This is a genomic window from Bradyrhizobium sp. BR 10289 (assembly GCF_019455385.1).
GTDB lineage: Bacteria > Pseudomonadota > Alphaproteobacteria > Rhizobiales > Xanthobacteraceae > Bradyrhizobium.
In genome coordinates, this window is sequence record NZ_JACOFR010000003.1 from 23209 (window position 1) to 44180 (window position 20972).

The window sequence follows — 20972 nt, forward strand, 5'->3', positions numbered from 1 at the left end:
GACGGAACAATTTTTTAGCCGTCACTTAGCCTTCGCGCTTTGCCTCTGGCCGCCGCCTTTCGGCTGGCTGTCCCGGATCAGGCGATCCAGATGCATGCGGATGTGGGCGGCCTCGGCCGAGGTGTTGGCGAGCGCGATGGCGCGGTCGAAGGCAACGCGGGCTTCGTCGTTGCGACCGAGCTGCATCAGGAAGGCGCCGCGCACGCCATAGAAATGAAAGTAGTTGGCAAGCTTCGGTGCAAGCGGCTCGATCAGATCGAGCGCGGCCTGTGGCCCGCGCACCTTGGAGACCGCAACCGCACGGTTGAGCGTCACCACCGGCGACGGCTGCACCAGCTCCAACGCGCCGTAGAGCAGGTCGATCTGGGCCCAGTCGGTCTCCTCGGGCGTCGCGGCGCGCGCATGCAGCGCCGCAATCGCGGCCTGGATCTGATAGGGGCCGCTGCGGCGGTGGCGCATCGCCTTGTCGATCAGCGCAAGGCCCTCCGCGATCATGGTGCGGTTCCACAGCGAGCGATCCTGGTCGTCGAGCAGAATGAGCGAGCCGTCCGCGGCAAAGCGTGCGGCGCTACGGGCATGCTGCAGCAGGATCAGCGCCGTCAGGCCCATGATCTCGGGCTCGCTCTGGAACAGCCGCAGCAGCAGCCGCGCCAGCCGGATCGCCTCCTCGCACAGCGGCTTCCTGATCTCGGCGGTGTCGCCGCTCGCCGAATAGCCCTCGTTGAAGATCAGGTAGATCATCGCGGCAACGCCGGCGAGCCGCTCCGAGCGCTCGACCGCACCGGGCGCCTCGAACGGCGTGCCCGCTTCGGCGACCTTCGCCTTGGCTCTGGTGATGCGCTGCTCCATCGCGGCTTCCGACACCAGGAAGGCGCGCGCGATCTGCTTGACGGTCAGACCTGAGACGATGCGCAAGGCAAGCGCGATCTGCTGCGTCGCCGGCAGTTGCGGATGGCAGCAGATGAACATCAGCCGCAGAATGTCGTCGCGGTAGTGCGATCCATCGAGCCGCTCGGCAAGCGCGCCTTCGGCGTCGTCGAGATCGGAGATGGCATGGTCGTCCTCCGGAAGTGGCTGCTGCTTGCGGGTGCGGCGCACCTCGTCGATCGCAACGTTGCGGCCGACCATGATCAGCCAGGCTGCGGGATCGCGCGGCGGTCCGTTCTGCGGCCAGGTTTTGAGCGCGCGAAGGCAGGCGTTCTGGAAGGCCTCCTCGGCGGTGTCGAGATCGCGGAAATAGCGCAGCAGCGCGCCGACCGCCTGCGGCCGCGCCGAGGTCAGCGCAGTCTCGATCCAGGCGGTATCGGTGTCGCTCACGCCGAAAGCCCTCCGGGCCGGAACAAGCCGACGGGACGCACCTCGTAAGCGCCGCCGGGATTGGCAGCGCCAAGGTCGCGCGCAACGTCGAGTGCGTCGTCGAGGTTCTTGCAATCCACGATGTAGAAGCCGAGCAGCTGCTCCTTGGTTTCGGCATAGGGGCCGTCGAGCACCAGCGGCGGGTCTTCCTTGCGCAGCGTCGCGGCCGCCGTGGTCGGCAGCAGCCGCGCCACCGGCCCGAGCCGGCCCTGCTGGGTGAGCTTCTCCTGCACCACGGCGAGCTTCTTCATCACGGCTTCGTCCTGGTCCTTGCTCCAGGAGCCGACGAAGTCTTCGTCGTGATAGCAGAGGATCGCATAAAGCATGGGCAGCACCTTCCCTGAACGCTTGTTTTGAAGACGATCCACTATGCCCCGCTCCGACAGCGCTGCGGAAAAAAATTGCAAGAAAAATCCGGCAGATCGTGCCAAGGAGGGCCACCAAAAGCGGAACCTTATGAGGCACTTCGAATGACCGTGGGCACCCTTGCCGTCCTGATCAACAGCACGCAGCAGAACTGGCTGCCTGAGCGATGGAAAGCCCGATTCGAGGCCGTCTGCGGCGGCCGCCGCGTGGTGCTGCTCCCCAACTCCGCGCTCGATCCGGCCGAGGTGCATTATGCGGCGGTATGGAAGCCGGTGCCCGGCGATCTCAGGGCATTTCCGAACCTGCGTGCCATCTTCAACCTCGGCGCCGGCGTCGACGCGCTGATGGCCGACAAGAGCCTGCCCGACGTGCCGCTGGTGCGCGTCGCCGTGCCCGACCTCACCAATCGCATGACAGAATATGTCGTGCTGCATGTGCTGATGCATCACCGCCAGGAGCTGTACCTGCGGGCGTCGCAGCGCGAGAAACGCTGGGAGCCGAAATATCAGTGGCCGGCAAGCGCGGTCACGGTCGGCATGATGGGCCTGGGTACGCTCGGTGCCGACGCCGCCGACGTACTGCGCCGGCTCGGCTTCCGTGTCGTCGGCTGGAGCCGCAGCCCGCGCACGATCGAAGGCGTCGAATGCTTCCACGGCAGCGCCGGGATGGATGCGTTCCTGCGCAAGACCGACATCCTCGTCAGCCTGCTGCCGCTGACGCCCGACACGCACGGCATTCTCAACCGCGACGTTTTCAGCAAGCTCAACCGCACGGGCAAGTTCGGTGCGCCCGTGCTGATCAATGCGGGCCGCGGCGGACTGCAGAACGAAGCCGATATTCTCGCCTGCCTCGACGACGGCACGCTCGGCGCCGCCTCGCTCGATGTCTTCGTGCAGGAGCCGCAGCCGAAGGACAGCCGCTTCTGGACCCATCCCAAGGTGCTGCTGACCCCGCACAACGCCGCCGACACCGACGCGGATGCGATCTCGGCCTACGTCGCCGAGCAGATCGCCCGGTTCGAGGCCGGCGGCGCGCTGGAGAACGTGGTGGATCGGGTCAGAGGGTACTAGGCCCCCCCGAAGAAGGTACGCAGCCACCTCGTTCACCCTCTCTTAGCGAGAAGTTGATAGGCGTTGTTAACCAACGCTGAAACAACGAGTCGAACATGCGGGCGGGCCTTGGCCTCAGGATGCGGATTACGGTCGCGCTGGCGGTGACGGCGGCGGCGACTGCGCTGTTTGCCGTGCTGGGCGCGATGTGGATCATCGCCGGGATCATCGACCGTGCCGACCAGCGCGAGCTGCGCAGCCATTACGACGCCCTGCAATCGCGCATCGCCGAGGAATCGCGACGCGCCGCGGCGATGAGCGCGGTCGTCGCCGCGATGCCGGCAACGCAGGAGGCGATGGCGAAGCAGGACCGCAACGCGCTCATCGGCCTGTTCGGGCCGGTCTTTGCCGCGACCAAATCGGAGTACGGCGTCGAGCAGTTCCAGTTCCACGTGGCGCCGGCGACCTCGTTCCTGCGCGTGCACCAGCCGGCAAAGTTCGGCGACGACCTGTCCAGCTTCCGCAAGACGGTCCTGGTCGCCAACCAGGATCGCAAGGTCGTGGTCGGCCTCGAAGGCGGCGTCGCGGGGCTCGGTATCCGCGGCGTGGTGCCGATCACGCAGGCCGGCAAGCAACTCGGCTCGGTGGAGTTCGGCCTGACCTTCGGCCAGTCCTTCCTCGACGACTTCAAGACCAACCGCCATGTCGACGTCGCCTTCCATCTCGCCGACGGTGCCGGCTTCAAACTGTTCGGCGGCACGCTGAAGGGCAAGAGCTTCTTCGACGCCGCCGAATATGGGCGCGCCACCGAGGGCAACTTCACGGTGCGGCAGGCCAGGCTCGACAACACGCCGGTCGCCGCCCTGCTCGGGCCGATCAAGGACTTCTCCGGCAAGCCAATCGGCGCCGTCGAGCTGGTGATGGACAATGCCGATTACGAGGCCTCGGCCGACCGCGCCTGGATGCTGGCCATTGCCATCGCCGCGCTCGGGCTCGTGCTGGCGGGGATCGTCGGCTACCTCATCGCGCGCAGCATCTCGCGGCCGATCCTATCGATCACGAATGTCATGCGCGAGCTCGCGGACGGGCATCTCGACGTCGCGGTGCCCGTCAGCAAGGCGAATGATGAGGTCGGCGCCATGGTGAAGGCGGTCGCCGTGTTCCGCGACAACGCGGTGAATTTTGCAAAGCTCCAGGCCGGGCAGCTCGAAGCCAAGGCGCAGTCCGAAGCGGAAAAACGGCGTGCCTTCGCCGCGCTCGCCGACAATTTCGAGGCCTCGATTCGCGATGTCGTCACCACCGTGTCGGCCGCTGCGGTCGAGATGGAGCACACCGCGCGCTCGATGTCCGACATCGTCGCGCAATCGCGCAGCCAGACCCGCGCAGTATCCTCCGCGTCGGCGCTGGCCTCAGAGAACGTGCAGACGGTCGCAGCGGCCGCGGAAGAATTGTCCTCCTCCATGACCGAGATCAGCCGCCGGCTCGCGCATGCGACCGAGGTGGTCGGCAAGGCCGCCAGCGACGGACGGGCGTCGAATGCGCGGGTGCAGAGCCTGGCGGATGCCGCACAGAAAATCGGTGACGTCGTCTCCTTCATCAACGGCATTGCGGGGCAGACCAATTTGCTCGCGCTGAACGCGACGATCGAAGCTGCGCGCGCGGGCGAGGCCGGCCGCGGCTTTGCCGTCGTCGCCTCCGAAGTGAAGGCGCTGGCGACGCAGACCGCGAAGGCGACGGAAGAGATCGGCGCGCAGGTCACCGCCGTTCAGGGCGAGACATCGGGCGCCGTCGACGGCATCCAGTCGATCTGCGCGACGATCCAGCAGGTGGACGAGATCTCCGCGGCGATTGCCGCCGCCGTCGGCCAGCAGGGCACGGCGACGCAGGAGATCGCACAGAACGTCCAGCAGGCCGCCGCCCGCACCGGCGAGGTCTCGCAAAACATCGAAGGCGTCACCGCCGGCATCGCCGCGACGGGCACGGCTGCCGAGGAAGTGCTGGGCTCGGCGATCGAGCTGTCGAAACAGTCGCAGCGGCTGCGGGACGAGGTGGATCGATTCCTCGCGCAGATCCGCGCGGCGTAGCGCTAACCCTTCGCGCCCACCATCAGATCAATCGCGCCCTTCACGATCGCCTCAAGATCTTTCCGCGACACGCGCGCGCGGGAGCGGATGGCGATGGAGTGGACGGTTGCGGATGCAAGCTGCGCCAGCACGGCGGGATCGGCACTCGCCGGCAGCTCGCCCTTCTCCTTCGCCCGGCGAAAGCAGCTCGCAAAAGCCTTGTCCAGCTCGGTGAGACCGTCGAGCACCATCGCGCGGATCTCGGGATCGCCGACCGCCTCGGACGCCGCCGTCACCACCGTGAAGCAGCCGCGCGGGCTCTCGCCGGAGAGGTAGATGTTCAGCGCGGAGGCGAAAATACGCTCCAGCCGCTGGCGCACCGGCATCTCCTGACGGAAGATCTCGACCATGGCGGCGCGCGCTTCCTCGCGATAGCGTTGGTAGCTCTTGATGTAGAGCTCGCGCTTGTCGCCGAAGGCGCCGTAAAGGCTCGGCCGGTTCATGCCGGTGGCTTCGCTGAGATCGTCGAGCGATGTCGCCGCAAAGCCCTGTGTGCGGAACAGATCGAGCGCCTTGCCCAGGGCGATGTCGGGCTCATAGGCGCGAGGGCGGCCGCGGCGTTTCGGCTCACTGGCAGCAACTGGCGGCTTCGATTTTTGTACCATTTCGCAAATTAATCCTTGACCGACCCCATATTATGCAAGATGGTACAAAAATCAATCTGGCCAGGTTGAGCGACATTCACAAGACGAATTGCCCAAGGAGGCCCAGGATGGATCTTTATTTCTCACCGCTCGCCTGTTCGATGGCGACCCGCGTCGCGTTGTATGAAGCCGGCGCCGAGGCGAATTATCTCGAAGTCGATCCGCCGACCAAGACGGTGCTGAGCGACGGCAGCGATTTCCGCACCGTGAACCCGATCGGTCTCGTGCCGACGCTGCGCACCGACGAGGGCGTGGTGCTGACCGAGAACGCGGCGATCCTGCAATATGTCGCCGACCGTTTCCCGCAATCCGGTCTCGGCGCCGCGCAGGGCATCGATCGCACGCGGTTGCACCAGTGGCTCTGCTTCGTCGGCACCGAGCTGCACAAGGCCCTGTTCATTCCCCTGCTCGACCGCAAGGCGCCGCAGGAGGCCAAGGCCTATGCCTTGGAGAAGAACCTGTCGCGGCTCGACTATCTTGACAATCATCTGAAGGGACGTGACTTCCTGCTCGACCATTTCAGCGTCGCCGACGCCTATCTCGTCACGGTCATCAACTGGACCATGGCGACGCCGCCGATCGACCTTGCGAAATGGCCGAACGTGAAGGTCTATTACGAGCGCCTGCGCCAGCGGCCGTCGGTCGCCAAGGCGATCGCGGAAGAGTTCGAGCTGTACAAGGCCGAGATGGCGCGGAAGAAGGCCGCGGCCTGAGCGAGAGGTCGTCATGCCCGGGCTCGTCCCGGGCATCCACGTTGTTCGCACCATCAAACAACGCGTGGATGGCCGGGACAAGCCCGGCCATGACGCCACTCGATGGTGGGCGGCCTGGCTACCCGTACAGCACCCGAGGCAATATCGTGACGATGCCGGGCCACAGCGTCAGCAGCAGCACGAAGCCGACCATGATGATGAGATAGGGCATCGTGACGCGGGCGATGTAGCCGAGGCCGTCCTCGGTCAGCCCCTGGATCACGAACAGGTTGAAGCCGACCGGCGGGGTGATCTGCGCCATCTCGACCGCGAGAACCAGGAAGATGCCGAACCAGATCTCGTCAAACCCCGCGCCCTTCACGATCGGCAGCACGATCGGCAGCGTCATCACGATCATCGAGAAGCCGTCGAGGAAGCAGCCGAGGATCAGATAAAAGATGATCAGCACCACGATCAGCATGAAGGGCGACAGGCCGAGGCCCTTGACGAAGGCTGCGATCGCCTGAGGGATGCCGAGGAAGGCCGCGGCATTGCCGAGGATCGAGGCCCCGAGCACGATCAGCGCGATCATCGAGCAGGTCACGACCGAACCGATCAAGACGTCGCGCATCACCTGCGTCGACATCGAGCCCTGCGCCCAGGCGACCAGCCCGGCGCCGAGCACGCCGACGGCGGCGGCCTCCGAGGGCGTTGCGAGCCCGCCATACATCGAGCCGAGCACGCACGCGATCAGGAACAGCGCGGGTGCGAGATCCTTCAGCGCGGCAAAGCGCTCGCCCCACGGCACCTGTGAAAGCTTGGCTTCCGTCTCCGGCACCATCGCAGGCTTGAGGCTCGTGTGCAGCATCACCCAGCCCATGAAGGTGGCGGCGAGCAGCAGGCCGGGCAGCACGCCGGCCGTGAAGAGCTTCAAGATCGAGACGTCGCCGAGCACGCCGTAGATGATCATGATGTTGGACGGCGGGATCAGGAAGCCGAGCGTGCCGGCGCCGGCGAGCGAGCCGACCGCGATGTCGCGGGAATAGCCGCGGCGCAGCAGCTCGTTGAGCGACATGCGGCCGATCACCTGCGTGGTCGCGGCCGACGAGCCCGAGATCGCCGCGAAGATGGTGCAGCCGATCACGTTGACATGCAGCAGCCGGCCCGGCAGCAGGCCGGCCCAGGGTGCGAGCCCCTGGAACAGCGAGCGCGACAGCCGCGTGCGGAACAGCAATTCGCCCATCAGGATGAACAGCGGCAGCGCCAGCAGCTCCTGCGTGGTCAGGATGTTCCAGGCGTATTGCGGCAGCAGTTTGTCGAGCGGGATCGAGCGGAACATCGCGAGCAAGAGCGTCGCGGTGAGCGCAAGCGTGAGGCCGATCCAGACACCGCCCGCCAGCAGCGCGAAGAGAATGCCGAACAGGGCGACGACTTCGATGGTCATGCGATCTCGAATCCGATGGCGAGGAAGGCGGTCATTCGACGGGCGAGGCCTTCATGCGGTGATCCTCCAGCGGCAGACCGAGCGCCGCCTGGATCGCGCGCGCCAGGAACTGGAGCGTGAGCAGCAGCATGCCGAAGGTGACGACGGCTTCCGGAAACCACAGCGGCGTGTCGCTCGAGGTCGAGACCTGGCCACGCGTGTAGGCGCCGAACGCGAACTTCGCCATGGACGAGGTCAGGAATGCCATGAAAGCGAAGCCGGCCGCGGCCGAGAGAATCTCGATCGCGCGCTGAAACGGCGCCGGCACGTTCTTCAGCAGCAACACGACGCGGATGTGGCCCCCGACGCGCAAGGTCATGGCGGCGCCGAAGGTGAACGAGGCCGCCATCAGATAGGATGAGTATTCCCAGGCGATCGAGATCGTCGGGGGAAAGAAGGACAAAAAGTTCGAGAGGAAGCGGGTCGCGACCTCGCACAGCATCAACAGCGTCAGCGTCAGCAGGCAGCCGCCGCCGATCCAGCCGTCGAGCCGGCCGAGGCGATCGATGGCATCGAGCAGGATGCGCAGCGGCGCAGGCGCCGCTGCGTTGAGGCTCTGCGCAGCCTCGGGCGAGACGCTGGTCACCGCCCGCCCCTCAGCCGCGTTTCATTTCGGCGAGATAGGCCCGCACCGGCTTGTCGGCGGCCGGCACGCGCTTGAGGAACGCATCCAGCTGCGGCGCGGTCTTGCTGCGGATATCCGTCATCATGGCGTCCGAGACCGGGACCACCTCCATGCCGCCTTCCTTGAGGCGGTTGAGGCTGTCGACGTCGGCCTTGAGCGAGTTGGCCCAGAAGCCCGGCTCCATCTTTGTCGCGATATCCGTCACGAGCTTCTGCTGATCGGCACTCAGCGCCTTCCAGGAATCGAGATTGACGGTGAGCATCTGCGACGACCAGACGTGGTTGGTCGGATAGATGTACTTCAAGAATTCCCAGAACTTGCCGTCAACACCCGAGACCGCCGAGGTGGAGACGCCGGAGACCGCGCCCGAGGCCAAAGCCGGAATGGTCTCGCCCCAGGGGATCATCACCGGCGCCATGCCGACCACGGCCAGCATGTCGACCGCGTTCTTGTCGGGGACGCGGATCTTGATGTTCTTGAGGCCATCGACGTCGGCGACCTTCACTTTGAGGTGCAGATATTGCGTCGGCCAAGGCACGATATAGAGGATCTTCTGGTTGTTGCGCGCGGCGACCTTCTCGTATTCGGGCCGCACATATTTATGCAGCACCTTGAGCTCATCCATCGAGCCGCACAGGAACGGGATGCTCTCGACGCCCATGAAAGGCTCGTCGCCGACCTGCTGAATGTTGAGCACGTCGGCGAGCGGCACGAGGCCGTCGCGCACGGCGCGCAGATGCTCGGGGCCCTTGAAGCCGAGCTGGCCGCCCGCCTTCACGGTGATCGCGACGGAGCCGCCGCTCTGCTTCTTCACCTCATCGGCGAAGGCAAACGCGTTCTGGGTGTGGAAATTGCCGTCGGGCCAGACCGTTGACATGTCCCAGCTGACATTCGCGGCCCGCGCGCGGGTCGAGATATGGCCGGCGGCGAGCAGCGTTGCTGCGCCCGCGGTGAAGTTCCGTCGCGTGATCATCGAGCCCCTCCGTTTGTTACCAGGCGCGCTGACGCATCAGCGCGCATACCCATAGACTGCAACCGCGTTGTCGGCGGACACGAGGCCGCTTTCGATATCGTCCTTGACGGCCGCTCGATCCCGTTCGGTCGGCGCGCCGATGCCGGCACCGCCGGGCGTGTGCACCACCAGCCGATCGTCCGGCGGCACCTGCTGAAAGCCTTTTCCGCGCAGCTTCTTGCCGGACTTCAGGCCGACATAGCCGGCTTCGCCATTCTTGCCGCCATCGCGCCCGCGCGGCGGATGATCGATACGATCGAACGCGGCGAGGATGTCGAACGGAGCATCGACGCCACTGCCGACCTCGATGATCTGGCCGAGGCCACCTCGGGTGCGCCCTGCTCCGCCGGAATCCGGACGCAGCTCCTTGCGCCAGAAGATCAGCGGCGTCTGCGTTTCCGCGATCTCGACCGGCGTGCCGCGCACGCCGCTCGGGTAAGCCGTCGCCGACAACCCGTCCTTGCCGAAGCGCGCGCCGGTGCCGCCGTTGGACGTCACCGCCATCGAGAATCCGTAATTGCCGCCGACGCCCGAGCGGGTCTGGCCGCGCACATTGAGATTCCACAGGCACGAGGTGCCTTCGGCCGGCACGCGCTCGGGAATGATCTGGCGCAGGCAGCCGAACACCACGTCGGGCAGCATCTGCCCGATGATGTGGCGCGAGGCAACCGGCGCCGGCTTCGGAGCGTTGAGGATGGCGCCAGCCGGCGCCGACACCGTCAACGGCGACAGCGAGCCGGCATTGTTCGGGATCTGCGAGGCGACGACACAGCCGAGGCCGAACACGGTATAGGCCGTGGTGTAGGACAAGGGCACGTTGATGCCGAATTTCGACGCCGCGGACGTGCCGTCGAAATCGACATGGATGCCGGTGTCCGAGATCGTCAGCGTCGCGGCCAGCGTCACCGGCGCGTCGTAGCCGTCGACCACCATGGTGTTGCGCCAGCTGCCCTTCGGCAGCTTGGCGATCTCAGCGAGCACCGCCTCGCGCGAGCGGTCGCAGATGTAGTCGCCGAGCTCGTCGAGCGTATCGATGCCGAACTCGGTCATCATCTCGACCAGGCGCTCGCAGCCGACGTCGTTGCAGCCGGCGAGCGAATAGGTGTCGCCCTCGGTGTCGATCGGCAGCCGCGTGTTAGTGCGGATCATCGCCATCAGCGTCTCGTTGACGACGCCCTGGTCGATCAGCTTGAGCATGGGGATGTAGAGCCCCTCCATGAACACGTCGGTGGCGTCAGGGCCGAAGCCGATGCCGCCGATGTCCATGAGATGGCTGGTGCAGGAAAACAGCGCGACGATCTTGCCGTCCTTGAAGCAGGGCGTGGTCACGACGAAGTCGTTGAGATGCCCCGTCCCCATCCAGGGATCGTTGGTGATGTAGGCATCGCCCTCCTTCATCGTCTCGAGCGGGAAGTGGTCGATGAAGTGCTTGACCGATTCCGCCATCGAGTTGACGTGACCGGGCGTGCCGGTCACCGCCTGTGCCAGCATGCGTCCCCTGAGGTCGAACACGCCCGCCGAGAGATCGCCGCATTCGCGCACGATCGGGCTGAAGGCGGTGCGGAGCAGCACCTGGGCCTGCTCCTCGACCACGGCGATCAGCCGGTGCCACATGATCTGGAGGTCGATCAGGCTCGCGCCGTTTGCCTTGCTCATGATCAGGCCGCCTTCCGTTCCATGACGATGCTGCCGGCACCGTCGATATGCGCGTCGAAGCTGGTCGACACGAAAGTAGAGGTCTCGTCCTCCGCGATCACGGCGGGACCCGCGATGGTCGCGCCCGGCGCCATGTCCTCGCGGCGATAGAGCGGAATCTCGATCACCTCGCCCGCCCTTCCGTCGAAGAATTTCCGGCTGCCGGAGGCCTTGGCCGCGGGCTTGCGCGTGACGGCTGCGACAACGGATGGATTACGCGGCTCCGTCGTCGCGAGCACCGACCAGCTCAGCACCTCGATCGCCGCGCCCGGGATCGAGCGCTCGAACAACGCGGAATAATCCGCCTCGAACTTCTGGCGCAGGCCGCCGAGATCGGCCGATGTCAGCGGCCGGTTCGGCAGCTCCACGGTGATCTCATGGCCCTGACCGACATAACGCATGAAGGCCGCGCGGCGCTCGCGCACCGGTGCGCCGGCCGCGCCGGGCTCGACCAGCGCGCGCGCCTCGGTCACCATCTCCTGCAGGAGATCGGAAACGGCCTTGGTGTCGAAATCGTCGAGGCGGACGTGGCGGCTGCGCACCAGCTCGTAGGCGATGGGCGCCGCCAGGAAGCCGACCGCCGAGCCGACGCCGGCATTCGACGGCACGATCACCTTGGAGACGCCGATCTTCTCCGCGACACGCGCCGCATGCAACGGCGCGGCGCCGCCGAAGGCGATCAGCGTGTGCTGACCGACGATCTCGCCGCGCTCGACCGCATGCACGCGCGCCGCGCTCGCCATGTTCTCGCAGACGACTTCGTGCACGGCATAGGCCGCGGTTTCCGCCGACAGGCCCAGCGGCTCGCCGACGCTGCGCAGCAACGCCTGCTTCGACAGTTCCGGGTCGAGCTTGATCGTGCCCCCCGCAAAGGCGTCGGGATCGATCATGCCGAGCGCGACGTCCGCATCGGTCACGGCCGGACGCTGGCCGCCACGGCCGTAGCAGGCGGGGCCCGGCTCCGACGAAGCGCTTTCAGGGCCGACCGTGACGCGCTTCATCGCGTCGATATGGGCGATCGAGCCGCCGCCGGCGCCGATCTCGACCATCTCGATCACGGGAATGCGCACCGGCAGGCCGGAGCCTTTCAGGAAGCGCGCCGCGCGATCGACCTCAAACACGCGCGAGGTCTCGGGCTGGTATTTTTCGATCAGGCAGATCTTTGCCGTGGTGCCGCCCATGTCGAACGACAGCACCTTGCTCTCGCCGAGACGCGCGGCGATCTGCGCCGAGAAGATCGCCCCGCCCGCAGGGCCGGATTCGACGAGACGGACGGGAAAACGCCGCGCCGTCTCGATCGAGGTGACGCCGCCGCCCGACGTGACCAGGTAGATCGCGCCGCGGAACTGCTCGACCTGCAAGGCATCGGCCATGCGGGCGAGATAACCGTCGATCAGGGGTTGCACATAGGCATTGGCGACCGCTGTGGAGGTGCGCTCATATTCGCGAATCTCCGGGCACACGGCCGATGACACGGTCACGGAGATGCCGGGCATTTCTTCGGCAAGAATCGCAGCCGCGCGGCGCTCGTGGTCGGGATTGGCGTAGGAGTGCAGGAAAGCGATCGCGACGCTCTCGACACCCAGCTCACGCAATCTCGGCGCGAGTGCGCGCACGGCCGCTTCGTCCAGCGGGAGGCGGACCGCGCCGTGCGCGTCGATGCGCTCGGGCACGGTGAAGCGAAGGCTGCGCGGCGCCAGCGGCTTCGGCTTGTCGATGCTGAGATCATACTGGTCGTAACGGCTCTCGGTGCCGATATCGAGCACGTCGCGAAAGCCGTCAGTCGCGATCAGCGCGGTCTTGGCGCCGCGCCGCTCGATGATCGCATTGGTCGCAAGCGTGGTGCCGTGAATGAAGACGTCGATGTCGCTGATATGGGCGCGCGCATCGGTCAGAATGAGACGCATTCCGTCCAGCACCGCCTGCTCGGGCCGCTGCGGCGTGGTCAGCACCTTGCGCGTTTTGCGCATCTCGCCCACGTCAAGCACGATGTCGGTGAACGTGCCACCGATATCGACGGCAAGCCGCACTTCGGCTCCTTCAAGCATTCCAAAATTCTCCGGCTGATCGTCAGGATTTCGTCCAAAAACGCAGCAATTTCCGTGCCATCGAGCATGCCCGCGGCGCTGCGCCCGGCTATTCTGCTTGGCACCCATGCAATAGGCAAGGCGTGTTCGCCGCCTGCGTGATCAGAGCAGGAATGCAAGCGCAGCTTCGCAGCGCTCCTCGACCTTCAGCGTCAGCAGATCGTCGGCGCGGGTGCGGCCGAGATTGACTGCTGCGATCGGAATTCCCCGGTTCGCGGCCGCCTGCACGAAGCGGAATCCGGAATAGACCATCAGCGAGGAGCCGACGATCAGCATGGCATCGGCCTGCGCCAGATGGTCCTGCGCGGTGGCGACGATTTCACGCGGCACATTCTCACCGAAGAACACGACGTCGGGCTTGAGGATGCCGCCGCAGGCTTCGCAAGCCGGGACCTTGAACGAGGAGAAATCCGCGTGCTCGAGATCGGCGTCGCCGTCGGGCGCATCCGCGGCATCGAGCGCGAGCCAGTCCGCGTTGTCGCGGCCGAGCGCATGCTGGAATTCGTTGCGCGGCGTCTTCGCCCCGCAGCCCATGCAGCGGACGAGATCGAGCCGGCCATGCAAATCGATCACCTGCCGGTGGCCGGCGGATTGATGCAGCCGGTCGACATTCTGGGTCAGCAGCATCTCGCAGCGTCCGCCCGCCTCGAGCCGGGCGAGCGCGCGATGCGCATCGTTCGGCCGTGCCTGGCCGAACCGCCGCCAGCCGATCAGACTGCGCGCCCAATAGCGCTGGCGCGTGTGCTCTTCCGACATGAAGGCCTGGAAATTGACCGGCTGGGTCCGCTTCCAATTGCCGTGACTGTCGCGGTAATCGGGAATGCCCGAATTGGTGCTGCAGCCGGCGCCGGTCAGCACGAACAGTCTTTCGTGCCGGCCGATGAAATCCTGGAGCGGGGAGCTTGCCACCGGAGGGTTTGTCATGGCGCAGATGTAGTTCGCGCCGGCCGGTTTTGCCAGATCAGGGCCGTTCGGACGGCGTGAACCCCGCGATCAGCTTCACGAGTTCGCTCTGCCGCGCGGTACCGGTCTTGCGGAAGACGTTATGGAGATGAGTCTTGACGGTGGCCTGGGTCAGTCCGAGCAGGTCGGCCAAAGCCTTCACCCCGCTCACCTTCATGACGCCGTCGATCACGCGGATTTCGCTCGCGGTGAGCTTGTAGAGCTTCGCCAGCGCCTCCAGCGGCGGCGGACTTGCCGGTGAGGACTTGCGGACAAAGATCGCGGCGACGGCTGAATGCAGAGCGCCGGTACGCTGACGGTCGCCCGAGGTCAGCGGCAGCACGTCGGCGAACCATCGGCCTTGTGATGTGGAGAGCGGAATTGGCCCAGCGCCGTCGGCTGTGGCGCCGCCGTTCTCGGCGGCGATCAGTGCTTCGCGCAACGCGCGCTGCGCATTCGGCTCCCCGGCCATCAACGCTCCATTCCTTTCGGTGAGCAACGCCCCGTCGTTGAGCATCGCGCGTCCCGGCGCATTGGTGAAGACGAGGCGACCATTGGGAGCGACCAAAAAGACGGCGGCCGTAATGCTGTCGAGTGTCTGGGTCAACACCGCCTGCGCCGTCTTGCTCTGGTCGAACAGCCGTCCGATCGAGACCGCGCGCTGGAAGTGCGGCACGGTCAACGCGAACCGCCGGCGAGCGCCGGGATCGACGAGGCCATCCTTCTCATGCATCCGCACGCTGACGATCGATGAACTGGTTGCCCCCTTCTCCAGATTCGCCCCCAGCGCGTCGACCATGCCTTGTGGCTTCATCCACTCTTCATAGAAGCGCGTCTCTGCCATCTCCTCGAAGGGGATGAAATCGGTCGACGCATAGACGAGACCAGCCTCGCAGAACGTAGCCGCCGGAAAGCACGGATTTAAGGGAAGGTATTTCTCGAGATAGAGCTTCGTGTAGTCCGGCGCCTCGTTGAACAGATGCAGCACCGCGGTTTTCTCCGTGGCTGCATCGTGCCAGAACAGCACGCCGGAGGAGCCGCCGACGAACAGGCAGGCCTGCTCCAGCGCGCGCGGCCACAAGGCGGGATCGAGCGCGGCGTCGTAGACGAGGCCGATCAGCTCTGACAGCAGGGCGGCTTCAGACCTCACGGCCGGCTCTCGGACATTTCGAACAGCAAATCTGGCATTCGCGCCTTCAGCCGCACGCCATGTTCATTGGCGGGCCTCGGCGCCATCGTGCGGGAGACGGCGGGGGTGGGCATCAACCATATGGTTGAGCTCGCCTGCGCGGAGCGGGATTCGCGGCCCGGTTTTTTCGAACTGTTGCGGGATTACATCGCTGCGCCTACGGAACTAGCTCGCCCAGTTCTCGCGGAACTCGGGGAATAGCGTGAGGCCCCCGCAGGCATAGATGGTCTGCCCGGTGATGTAGCTCGCATCATCAGAGGCGAGGAAGGCGAACACGGCGGCGATCTCTTCCGGCGTCCCGACGCGCCCCAATGGAATGTGGCTGGTGACGACCCCGCGCTTGTCGGGATCGCCGGTCCAGGCCGCGTTGATCGGCGTATCGATCGCGCCGGGGCCGACCGAGTTGACGCGAATGCCGCGGCCGGCGAATTCCAGCGCCAGCGTGCGCGTCAGATTGACGATGCCGCCCTTGCTGATCGAATAAGCGAGATAGCCGGGCTTCGGGATGATCTGGTGGACGCTGGAGCAATTGATGATGCTGCCGCCTCCGCCGCGCGCGACGAAATGCGCCAGCGCCTTCTGCGCGCAGAGCACGGCGCCGTTGAGATTGACGTCGATGATGCGGCGGTAGGTGTCGATATCGAGCGCCTCGCTTGGCGACTCCCGCTGGAAGCCGGCATTGTTGACGAGACAATCGAGGCGCTGCCAGCGCGCCAGGATCGTCTCGAACATCGCGGTAACCTCCTGCTCATTGCTGACGTCGGCCTTGACGATGACATGGTCGAGTTTGCCGTGGCCACGGTCGCTCGACCCCGTCCTTGTCAGCGCGAGCGTCTCCTCGGCCTTCTCGGGTTGATCGACATAGTTGATGGCGACGGTCGCACCTTCCTGCGCGAGCCTGACGGCGACGGCGCGGCCTATGCCTTGCGAGGCACCGGTCACCAGTGCGTACCGGCCGGCGAGGCGAGAGGGAAACGAGGTCGAGCGATCGGTCTGTGGCATGTACTTTCTCCGGGGACGCCTCATCATGGATGGAACCGCTGTTTTGTTCCATCCATCGCTGCATCGCTGGGCTTCACGCCCCGCGGCGGGCGAGCGGCGACGTCAGGATTTGATAGAGGATGATCGCGCCGAAGGTGGCCGTTCCGATCCCGCCGATCGTGAACGCGCCGAATTTCAACGTGAGATCGCCTGCGCCCGCGGTCAGCGCCACGGCGACGGTGATCAGGTTTGCGGGATCGGCGAAGTCGACCTTGTTCTCGACCCAGATCCGGCCCGCCATCGCCGCGATCAATCCGAACAGCACGATCGAGAGGCCGCCGATGACGGGACCGGGGATCGACAGGATCAGCGCGCCGAATTTCGGCGAGAAGCCGAGCAGCACCGACACGCTCGCCGCAAACGCAAACAGCAAGGTCGAATAGACCTTGGTCGCCGCCATCACGCCGATGTTCTCGGCATAGGTGGTGACGCCGGTGCCGCCGCCGCAGGCCGCCACGATGGTCGCGAGACTGTCGGCGAACAACGCGCGGCCGAGATAGGCATCGAGGCTGCGGCCGGTCATGGCGCCGACGGCCTTGATGTGACCGAGATTCTCGGCGACGAGAATGACGGCAACAGGTGCAATCAGGAAGATGGCGTCGGCCTGGAAGGTCGGTGTGGTGAAGTTCGGCAGGCCAAGCCACGGCGCGGCGGAGAGCTGTGCGAAATCGATCGGCTTGCCGAAGCCGAGGCCATTCGCAAACAGCAGGTACAAGAGATATCCGCCGATCGCACCGAAGATGATCGGCAGGCGGCGCCACAGACCTGGCGCTGCCACGGCGACCACGCCGATGATCAAGACAGTTGCGAGCCCGATGCCTGTATCGAAAGCATTGGCACTCACTGCCTTGACCGCGACGGGCGCGAGGTTGAGGCCGATTGCGGCGACCACGGCGCCGGTGACCGCCGGCGGCATCAGGCGCTCGACCCAGCGCGTGCCGGACCACATCACGATCAGCGCGATCACGCCGTAGAGCACTCCGGCGCCGACGATGCCGCCGAGTGCGACGGAGAGATTCGGATTCGGCCCCTGCCCGGCATAGCCGGTGGCAGCGAGAACGACGGCGATGAAGGCGAAGCTCGAACCGAGATAGCTCGGTACGCGCCCGGCGACGATGACGAAGAAGATCAGCGTGCCAATGCCGGAGAACAGGACGGCAACATTGGGATCGAACCCCATCAGCAGCGGCGCGATGATGGTGGAGCCCGACATGGCGATGCAATGCTGGAGACCGGAGATGATGGCGTGGCCCCATGACATCCGCTCCTCCGGCATGATCACGCCCGAGGTCTTGAGCTTCCAGCGCGGAAAATAGCCTTCGGCCTGCCCGTTCGAGCCTGATGTCGTCGTCATATTTCCCCCGTTGCGGTGCAGCGATTGATCGTCGTGCGATCCGACAAAAATGTGATTGTCGCTTCCGCGGCAGTCATCACATGATGCGAGTCATGCAAGACTCAAATCTTGCGAAATCAATGCGTTCCGGGGCTCATCATATGACACAGATTGCGATCCAGCCAGCGATCCATCGCCGGCACCAACCCTGGTACAAGATCCTCTATGTCCAGGTGCTGATCGCAATCGTGCTTGGGGTCCTGATCGGCTATGTCTATCCCGATCTCGGCAAGGCCCTGAAGCCGCTCGGCGACGGCTTCATCGCGCTGATCAAGATGATGATCGCGCCCGTCATCTTCTGCACCGTGGTGCACGGCATCTCCTCGATGGGCGACCTCAAGCGCGTCGGCCGGGTCGGGCTGAAGTCGCTGATCTATTTCGAGACGGTCTCGACCGTGGCGCTCGCCATCGGCCTCCTGGTCGGCGAAATTCTCCAGCCCGGACACGGATTCAACATCGATCCCGCCACGATCGATCCGAAATCGGTCGCAACCTACGTCACCAAGGCCCACGAAGACGGCATCGTCGCTCATCTGATGGCGATCATCCCCGACAGCTATGTCGGCGCGATCGCGCGCGGCGACCTGTTGCAGGTGCTGCTGGTCTCGATCCTCTCGGGCTTTGCCATCGCCTTTCTCGGCAAGGCCGGCGAGCCGATCGCAGAGGCGATCGACAAAGCCGCAAAGATGTTCTTCGGCATCATCCGCATCATCGTGCGCGTGGCCCCGATCGGCGCGTTCGGCGCGATGGCATTCACCGTCGGCGCCTACGGCCTCGGCTCGCTGCTCAACCTCGCGGCCCTGATCGGCACGTTCTATCTGACCAGCATCCTGTTCGTCCTGATCGTGCTCGGCGCGATCGCGCGGCTTGCCGGCTTCTCGATCATCCGCTTCATCGCCTACATCAAGGACGAGCTCCTGATCGTGCTCGGCACTTCGTCCTCGGAGACGGTGCTGCCGCAGATGATCCAGAAGATGGAGCATCTCGGTGCCTCGCGCTCTGTGGTCGGCCTCGTGGTCCCGACCGGCTACAGCTTCAACCTCGACGGCACCAACATCTATATGACGCTGGCGACGCTGTTCCTGGCGCAGGCGACCAACACCCATCTGACGATCTGGCAGGAGCTCGGCATTCTCGGCATCGCCATGATCACCTCGAAGGGGGCCTCCGGCGTCACCGGCGCCGGCTTCATCACGCTCGCCGCGACGCTCTCGATCGTGCCGGATATTCCGATCCAGTCGATCGCGATCCTGGTCGGCATCGACAAATTCATGAGCGAGTGCCGCGCGCTGACCAACCTGGTCGGTAACGGCGTCGCCTGTGTCGTCATCAGCATCTCCGAAGGCGAGCTCGACCGCGAGGCGCTGCACGAGACCATGGCGCATCCGCTGGAGATCGGCGAGGCGCTGGAGCCTGGCGGCGGCGCGTAACGCCGCGCCCGCCACGACGCGGTAGTTTCCCGGAGTGGTCAATTGGTGCGGCGCGAGTCACAACGAGGGCGTTGGGATCACCGATCGATATTCATTCATTCCACCCGACGCGCTGGGGGCAGGGCGTCGGGTTTTTGTTTTCTGACTGCCAAGCCTAGAGGGCCGAGCTGGCGGTCAGCTCGACCCTGCGCGCGATCCCGACCGCCTTCAGGAACGCTTCGTCGTGACTGACGACGAGCAGCGCGCCGTCATAGGCCGTCAACCCTGCCTCGACCGCTTCGATGGACTCGATGTCGAGATGGTTGGTCGGCTCGTCCAGGATCAGCAGGGATGGCGGCGTTGTCCCGCCAAACACGCAGGAAAGACCGGCACGAAGCAGTTGCCCGCCGCTCAGGGTCCCGACGATCTGCAAGGCGGCGTCGGCGCGAAACATGAAACGTGCGAGCGCCGCATGGCACTCATTCGTGCCCGCCTTTGGATTGAGACGCCTGAAATTATCCAGGATGGAGATCGCGGGATCGAGCAGGCTGACTTTCTGATCGAACAGCGCGAAGTCGGGCCTGACCCTCACGTTGCCTGCGAGGGGACACATCTCGCCCGCAATGAGTTTCAGCAAGGTCGTCTTGCCGGAGCCGTTCGGCCCGACGATCGCAACCCGCTCGGGCCCAACGATCGCCAAGGACAGATCGCGCAGGATCGCGCGCTCCGGAGAATAGCCGGCACTGACCCTGTCGAGCCAGACCACCTCCCTCCCCGCCGGCAGGTTGGTCGAGGGCAATTTCACGGACAGCGGCTGAAGAATCTCGAGACGCCGGCGCGCCGTGTCGAGCGCGTCGATGGCCCCCGAGCGACGCCTTGCGGCGATCTGCGCGGTCTTTCCGCCGCTGTCCTCGGTGCGATCCCTGCGTGCGCCGGCGAGGATGCGCGGCATGTCGGCCTTGGCGCTCTTCTTCCGGCCACCGCTGTCCTTGCGCGCCTTCCGTTCCGCCGCCTCCTGCGCCTTGCTATCGATCTCGGACAGTTGCTTCTCGGCACGCGCGAGATCATGCCGGACGGCGGCGAGTTCGACGGCCTTCTGTGTGCGATAAGCGCTCCAATTGCCGCCATAGCGCCTTGCCCCGAGCGACGTCAGCTCGACGATGGCATCCATGGTTTCGAGCAGATCACGGTCGTGGCTGACGACGACCGCGCCGCCGCGCCAGCCCGCCAGCAGATCGACCACGGCTTTACGTCCGTCCTGGTCGAGATTGTTGGTGGGCTCATCCAGCAACAGGAAGTCTGGCTCGGCGAACACCAGCGCGGCAAGGCGAACTCGCGTCGTCTGGCCGCCGGACAGGCAGGACAGCTCCGTATCAGGCGCAAGATCGAACCCGACGCGCGCCAGTGCGGACGCGAGCCGCGCTTCGAGAGTCCAGTCGATCACGGCGATGTCCTCGGCGGAGGCATCGCCCCGTTCCGCGCGACGAAGCAGCTTCAGCGCTTCCCGCACGCCGAACAGATCGGCCACGGTCGCACCTGCGCGCAACTGAACGTTCTGGCGCAGCAGGCCTATGGTGCCGTTGATCAGAACGCGCCCCGCCTGGGGAACATGTTCCCGGCAAATCGACGCCAGCAGCGTGGTTTTCCCGACGCCGTTGCGGCCGACGAGGCCGGTCCGCTCGGCCGCGAATGTCAGATCAATATTGGAGAGAAGAGGTCGGTCCTCAGGTGTGGACAGCGACAGGTTTGACAGGATGATGGAAGCAGGCATGGAATTCCCCGTGAGCAAGGCGGATGGGCGTTGCGGTCGGGGTCAGATCCATGGCTTTCGAATATCCTGGTTGGTGATGCTCTCTTACTAATCCC

17 protein-coding genes are annotated in these 20972 nt (G+C 65.4%); 4 read left to right on the forward strand and 13 right to left on the reverse strand.

The window, feature by feature from the left end:
* Positions 1–21: 21 nt before the first annotated feature.
* Together HYH08_RS06765 and HYH08_RS06770 are read right to left on the reverse strand one after the other, a co-directional pair.
* Complete coding sequence (locus HYH08_RS06765) at positions 22–1317, reverse strand: RNA polymerase sigma factor (protein WP_220008981.1); 1296 nt, start codon at positions 1315–1317, stop codon at positions 22–24.
* A complete protein-coding gene (locus tag HYH08_RS06770) occupies positions 1314–1682 on the reverse strand; it encodes a YciI family protein (protein ID WP_220008982.1) in 369 nt (122 codons plus the stop codon). Before HYH08_RS06770 ends, HYH08_RS06765 begins: the two co-directional genes overlap by 4 nt.
* Before the next feature lie 144 nt (positions 1683–1826).
* On the opposite strand from HYH08_RS06770, the gene HYH08_RS06775 reads away from it, so the two are divergent.
* Together HYH08_RS06775 and HYH08_RS06780 are read left to right on the forward strand one after the other, a co-directional pair.
* Positions 1827–2792, forward strand: coding sequence for a 2-hydroxyacid dehydrogenase (locus tag HYH08_RS06775; RefSeq protein ID WP_220008983.1), 966 nt, complete (start codon positions 1827–1829; stop codon positions 2790–2792).
* Between the two features lie 95 nt (positions 2793–2887).
* On the forward strand, positions 2888–4855 hold the full coding sequence (locus HYH08_RS06780; protein WP_220008984.1) for a methyl-accepting chemotaxis protein: 1968 nt from the start codon (positions 2888–2890) through the stop codon (positions 4853–4855).
* 2 nt (positions 4856–4857) lie between these two features.
* On the opposite strand, the gene HYH08_RS06785 is transcribed toward HYH08_RS06780, so the two are convergent.
* The gene (locus tag HYH08_RS06785; protein ID WP_220008985.1) at positions 4858–5499 is read right to left on the reverse strand and encodes a TetR/AcrR family transcriptional regulator; all 642 of its coding nucleotides are present in this window, start codon (positions 5497–5499) and stop codon (positions 4858–4860) included.
* A gap of 107 nt (positions 5500–5606) precedes the next feature.
* Here HYH08_RS06785 and HYH08_RS06790 point away from each other — a divergent pair, with 107 nt between their 5' ends.
* A complete protein-coding gene (locus tag HYH08_RS06790) occupies positions 5607–6251 on the forward strand; it encodes a glutathione binding-like protein (RefSeq protein WP_220008986.1) in 645 nt (214 codons plus the stop codon).
* A 118-nt stretch (positions 6252–6369) separates the two neighbouring features.
* Here the strand turns inward: HYH08_RS06790 and HYH08_RS06795 are convergent, their stop codons facing one another.
* The 9 genes from HYH08_RS06795 to HYH08_RS06835 form a co-directional block, all read right to left on the reverse strand.
* Positions 6370–7674, reverse strand: a complete 1305-nt coding sequence (locus HYH08_RS06795) for a TRAP transporter large permease (RefSeq protein ID WP_220008988.1) — start codon at positions 7672–7674, stop codon at positions 6370–6372.
* A gap of 31 nt (positions 7675–7705) precedes the next feature.
* Entirely contained in the window at positions 7706–8299 is a 594-nt protein-coding gene (locus HYH08_RS06800) for a TRAP transporter small permease subunit (RefSeq protein ID WP_220008989.1), read from the reverse strand.
* A 10-nt stretch (positions 8300–8309) separates the two neighbouring features.
* Positions 8310–9311, reverse strand: coding sequence for a TRAP transporter substrate-binding protein (locus HYH08_RS06805; RefSeq protein WP_220008990.1), 1002 nt, complete (start codon positions 9309–9311; stop codon positions 8310–8312).
* A gap of 36 nt (positions 9312–9347) precedes the next feature.
* Positions 9348–11006 (reverse strand): hydantoinase B/oxoprolinase family protein, encoded by a 1659-nt coding sequence (locus tag HYH08_RS06810; protein ID WP_220008992.1) that lies wholly within the window; start codon positions 11004–11006, stop codon positions 9348–9350.
* Positions 11007–11008: 2 nt separating this feature from the next.
* The gene (locus tag HYH08_RS06815; RefSeq protein ID WP_220008993.1) at positions 11009–13093 is read right to left on the reverse strand and encodes a hydantoinase/oxoprolinase family protein; all 2085 of its coding nucleotides are present in this window, start codon (positions 13091–13093) and stop codon (positions 11009–11011) included.
* A 141-nt stretch (positions 13094–13234) separates the two neighbouring features.
* Positions 13235–14056, reverse strand: coding sequence for an NAD-dependent protein deacetylase (locus HYH08_RS06820; RefSeq protein WP_220008994.1), 822 nt, complete (start codon positions 14054–14056; stop codon positions 13235–13237).
* 37 nt (positions 14057–14093) lie between these two features.
* Positions 14094–15224: a helix-turn-helix transcriptional regulator gene (locus HYH08_RS06825; RefSeq protein ID WP_220008995.1), complete on the reverse strand. Its 1131-nt coding sequence runs from the start codon at positions 15222–15224 to the stop codon at positions 14094–14096.
* Between the two features lie 204 nt (positions 15225–15428).
* Positions 15429–16265, reverse strand: a complete 837-nt coding sequence (locus tag HYH08_RS06830; protein WP_220008996.1) for an SDR family oxidoreductase — start codon at positions 16263–16265, stop codon at positions 15429–15431.
* Between the two features lie 73 nt (positions 16266–16338).
* Complete coding sequence (locus tag HYH08_RS06835) at positions 16339–17658, reverse strand: solute carrier family 23 protein (RefSeq protein ID WP_220008997.1); 1320 nt, start codon at positions 17656–17658, stop codon at positions 16339–16341.
* A gap of 140 nt (positions 17659–17798) precedes the next feature.
* Between HYH08_RS06835 and HYH08_RS06840 the strand changes: the two genes are divergently transcribed.
* Entirely contained in the window at positions 17799–19127 is a 1329-nt protein-coding gene (locus HYH08_RS06840) for a dicarboxylate/amino acid:cation symporter (protein ID WP_220008998.1), read from the forward strand.
* Between the two features lie 154 nt (positions 19128–19281).
* Here the strand turns inward: HYH08_RS06840 and HYH08_RS06845 are convergent, their stop codons facing one another.
* The gene (locus HYH08_RS06845; RefSeq protein WP_220008999.1) at positions 19282–20877 is read right to left on the reverse strand and encodes an ABC-F family ATP-binding cassette domain-containing protein; all 1596 of its coding nucleotides are present in this window, start codon (positions 20875–20877) and stop codon (positions 19282–19284) included.
* Positions 20878–20972 lie beyond the last annotated feature (95 nt).

What these genes read in the sequence shown, in the direction of transcription:
- HYH08_RS06835 (WP_220008997.1), bottom strand. Translation starts at nt 17,658, where the DNA reads ATGACGACGACATCAGGCTCGAACGGGCAGGCCGAAGGCTATTTTCCG.
- HYH08_RS06775 (WP_220008983.1), top strand. Translation starts at nt 1,827, where the DNA reads ATGACCGTGGGCACCCTTGCCGTCCTGATCAACAGCACGCAGCAGAAC.
- HYH08_RS06840 (WP_220008998.1), top strand. Translation starts at nt 17,799, where the DNA reads ATGACACAGATTGCGATCCAGCCAGCGATCCATCGCCGGCACCAACCC.
- HYH08_RS06785 (WP_220008985.1), bottom strand. Translation starts at nt 5,499, where the DNA reads ATGGTACAAAAATCGAAGCCGCCAGTTGCTGCCAGTGAGCCGAAACGC.
- HYH08_RS06820 (WP_220008994.1), bottom strand. Translation starts at nt 14,056, where the DNA reads ATGACAAACCCTCCGGTGGCAAGCTCCCCGCTCCAGGATTTCATCGGC.
- HYH08_RS06790 (WP_220008986.1), top strand. Translation starts at nt 5,607, where the DNA reads ATGGATCTTTATTTCTCACCGCTCGCCTGTTCGATGGCGACCCGCGTC.
- HYH08_RS06810 (WP_220008992.1), bottom strand. Translation starts at nt 11,006, where the DNA reads ATGAGCAAGGCAAACGGCGCGAGCCTGATCGACCTCCAGATCATGTGG.
- HYH08_RS06780 (WP_220008984.1), top strand. Translation starts at nt 2,888, where the DNA reads ATGCGGGCGGGCCTTGGCCTCAGGATGCGGATTACGGTCGCGCTGGCG.
- HYH08_RS06805 (WP_220008990.1), bottom strand. Translation starts at nt 9,311, where the DNA reads ATGATCACGCGACGGAACTTCACCGCGGGCGCAGCAACGCTGCTCGCC.
- HYH08_RS06845 (WP_220008999.1), bottom strand. Translation starts at nt 20,877, where the DNA reads ATGCCTGCTTCCATCATCCTGTCAAACCTGTCGCTGTCCACACCTGAG.
- HYH08_RS06795 (WP_220008988.1), bottom strand. Translation starts at nt 7,674, where the DNA reads ATGACCATCGAAGTCGTCGCCCTGTTCGGCATTCTCTTCGCGCTGCTG.
- HYH08_RS06770 (WP_220008982.1), bottom strand. Translation starts at nt 1,682, where the DNA reads ATGCTTTATGCGATCCTCTGCTATCACGACGAAGACTTCGTCGGCTCC.
- HYH08_RS06815 (WP_220008993.1), bottom strand. Translation starts at nt 13,093, where the DNA reads ATGCTTGAAGGAGCCGAAGTGCGGCTTGCCGTCGATATCGGTGGCACG.
- HYH08_RS06830 (WP_220008996.1), bottom strand. Translation starts at nt 16,265, where the DNA reads ATGCCACAGACCGATCGCTCGACCTCGTTTCCCTCTCGCCTCGCCGGC.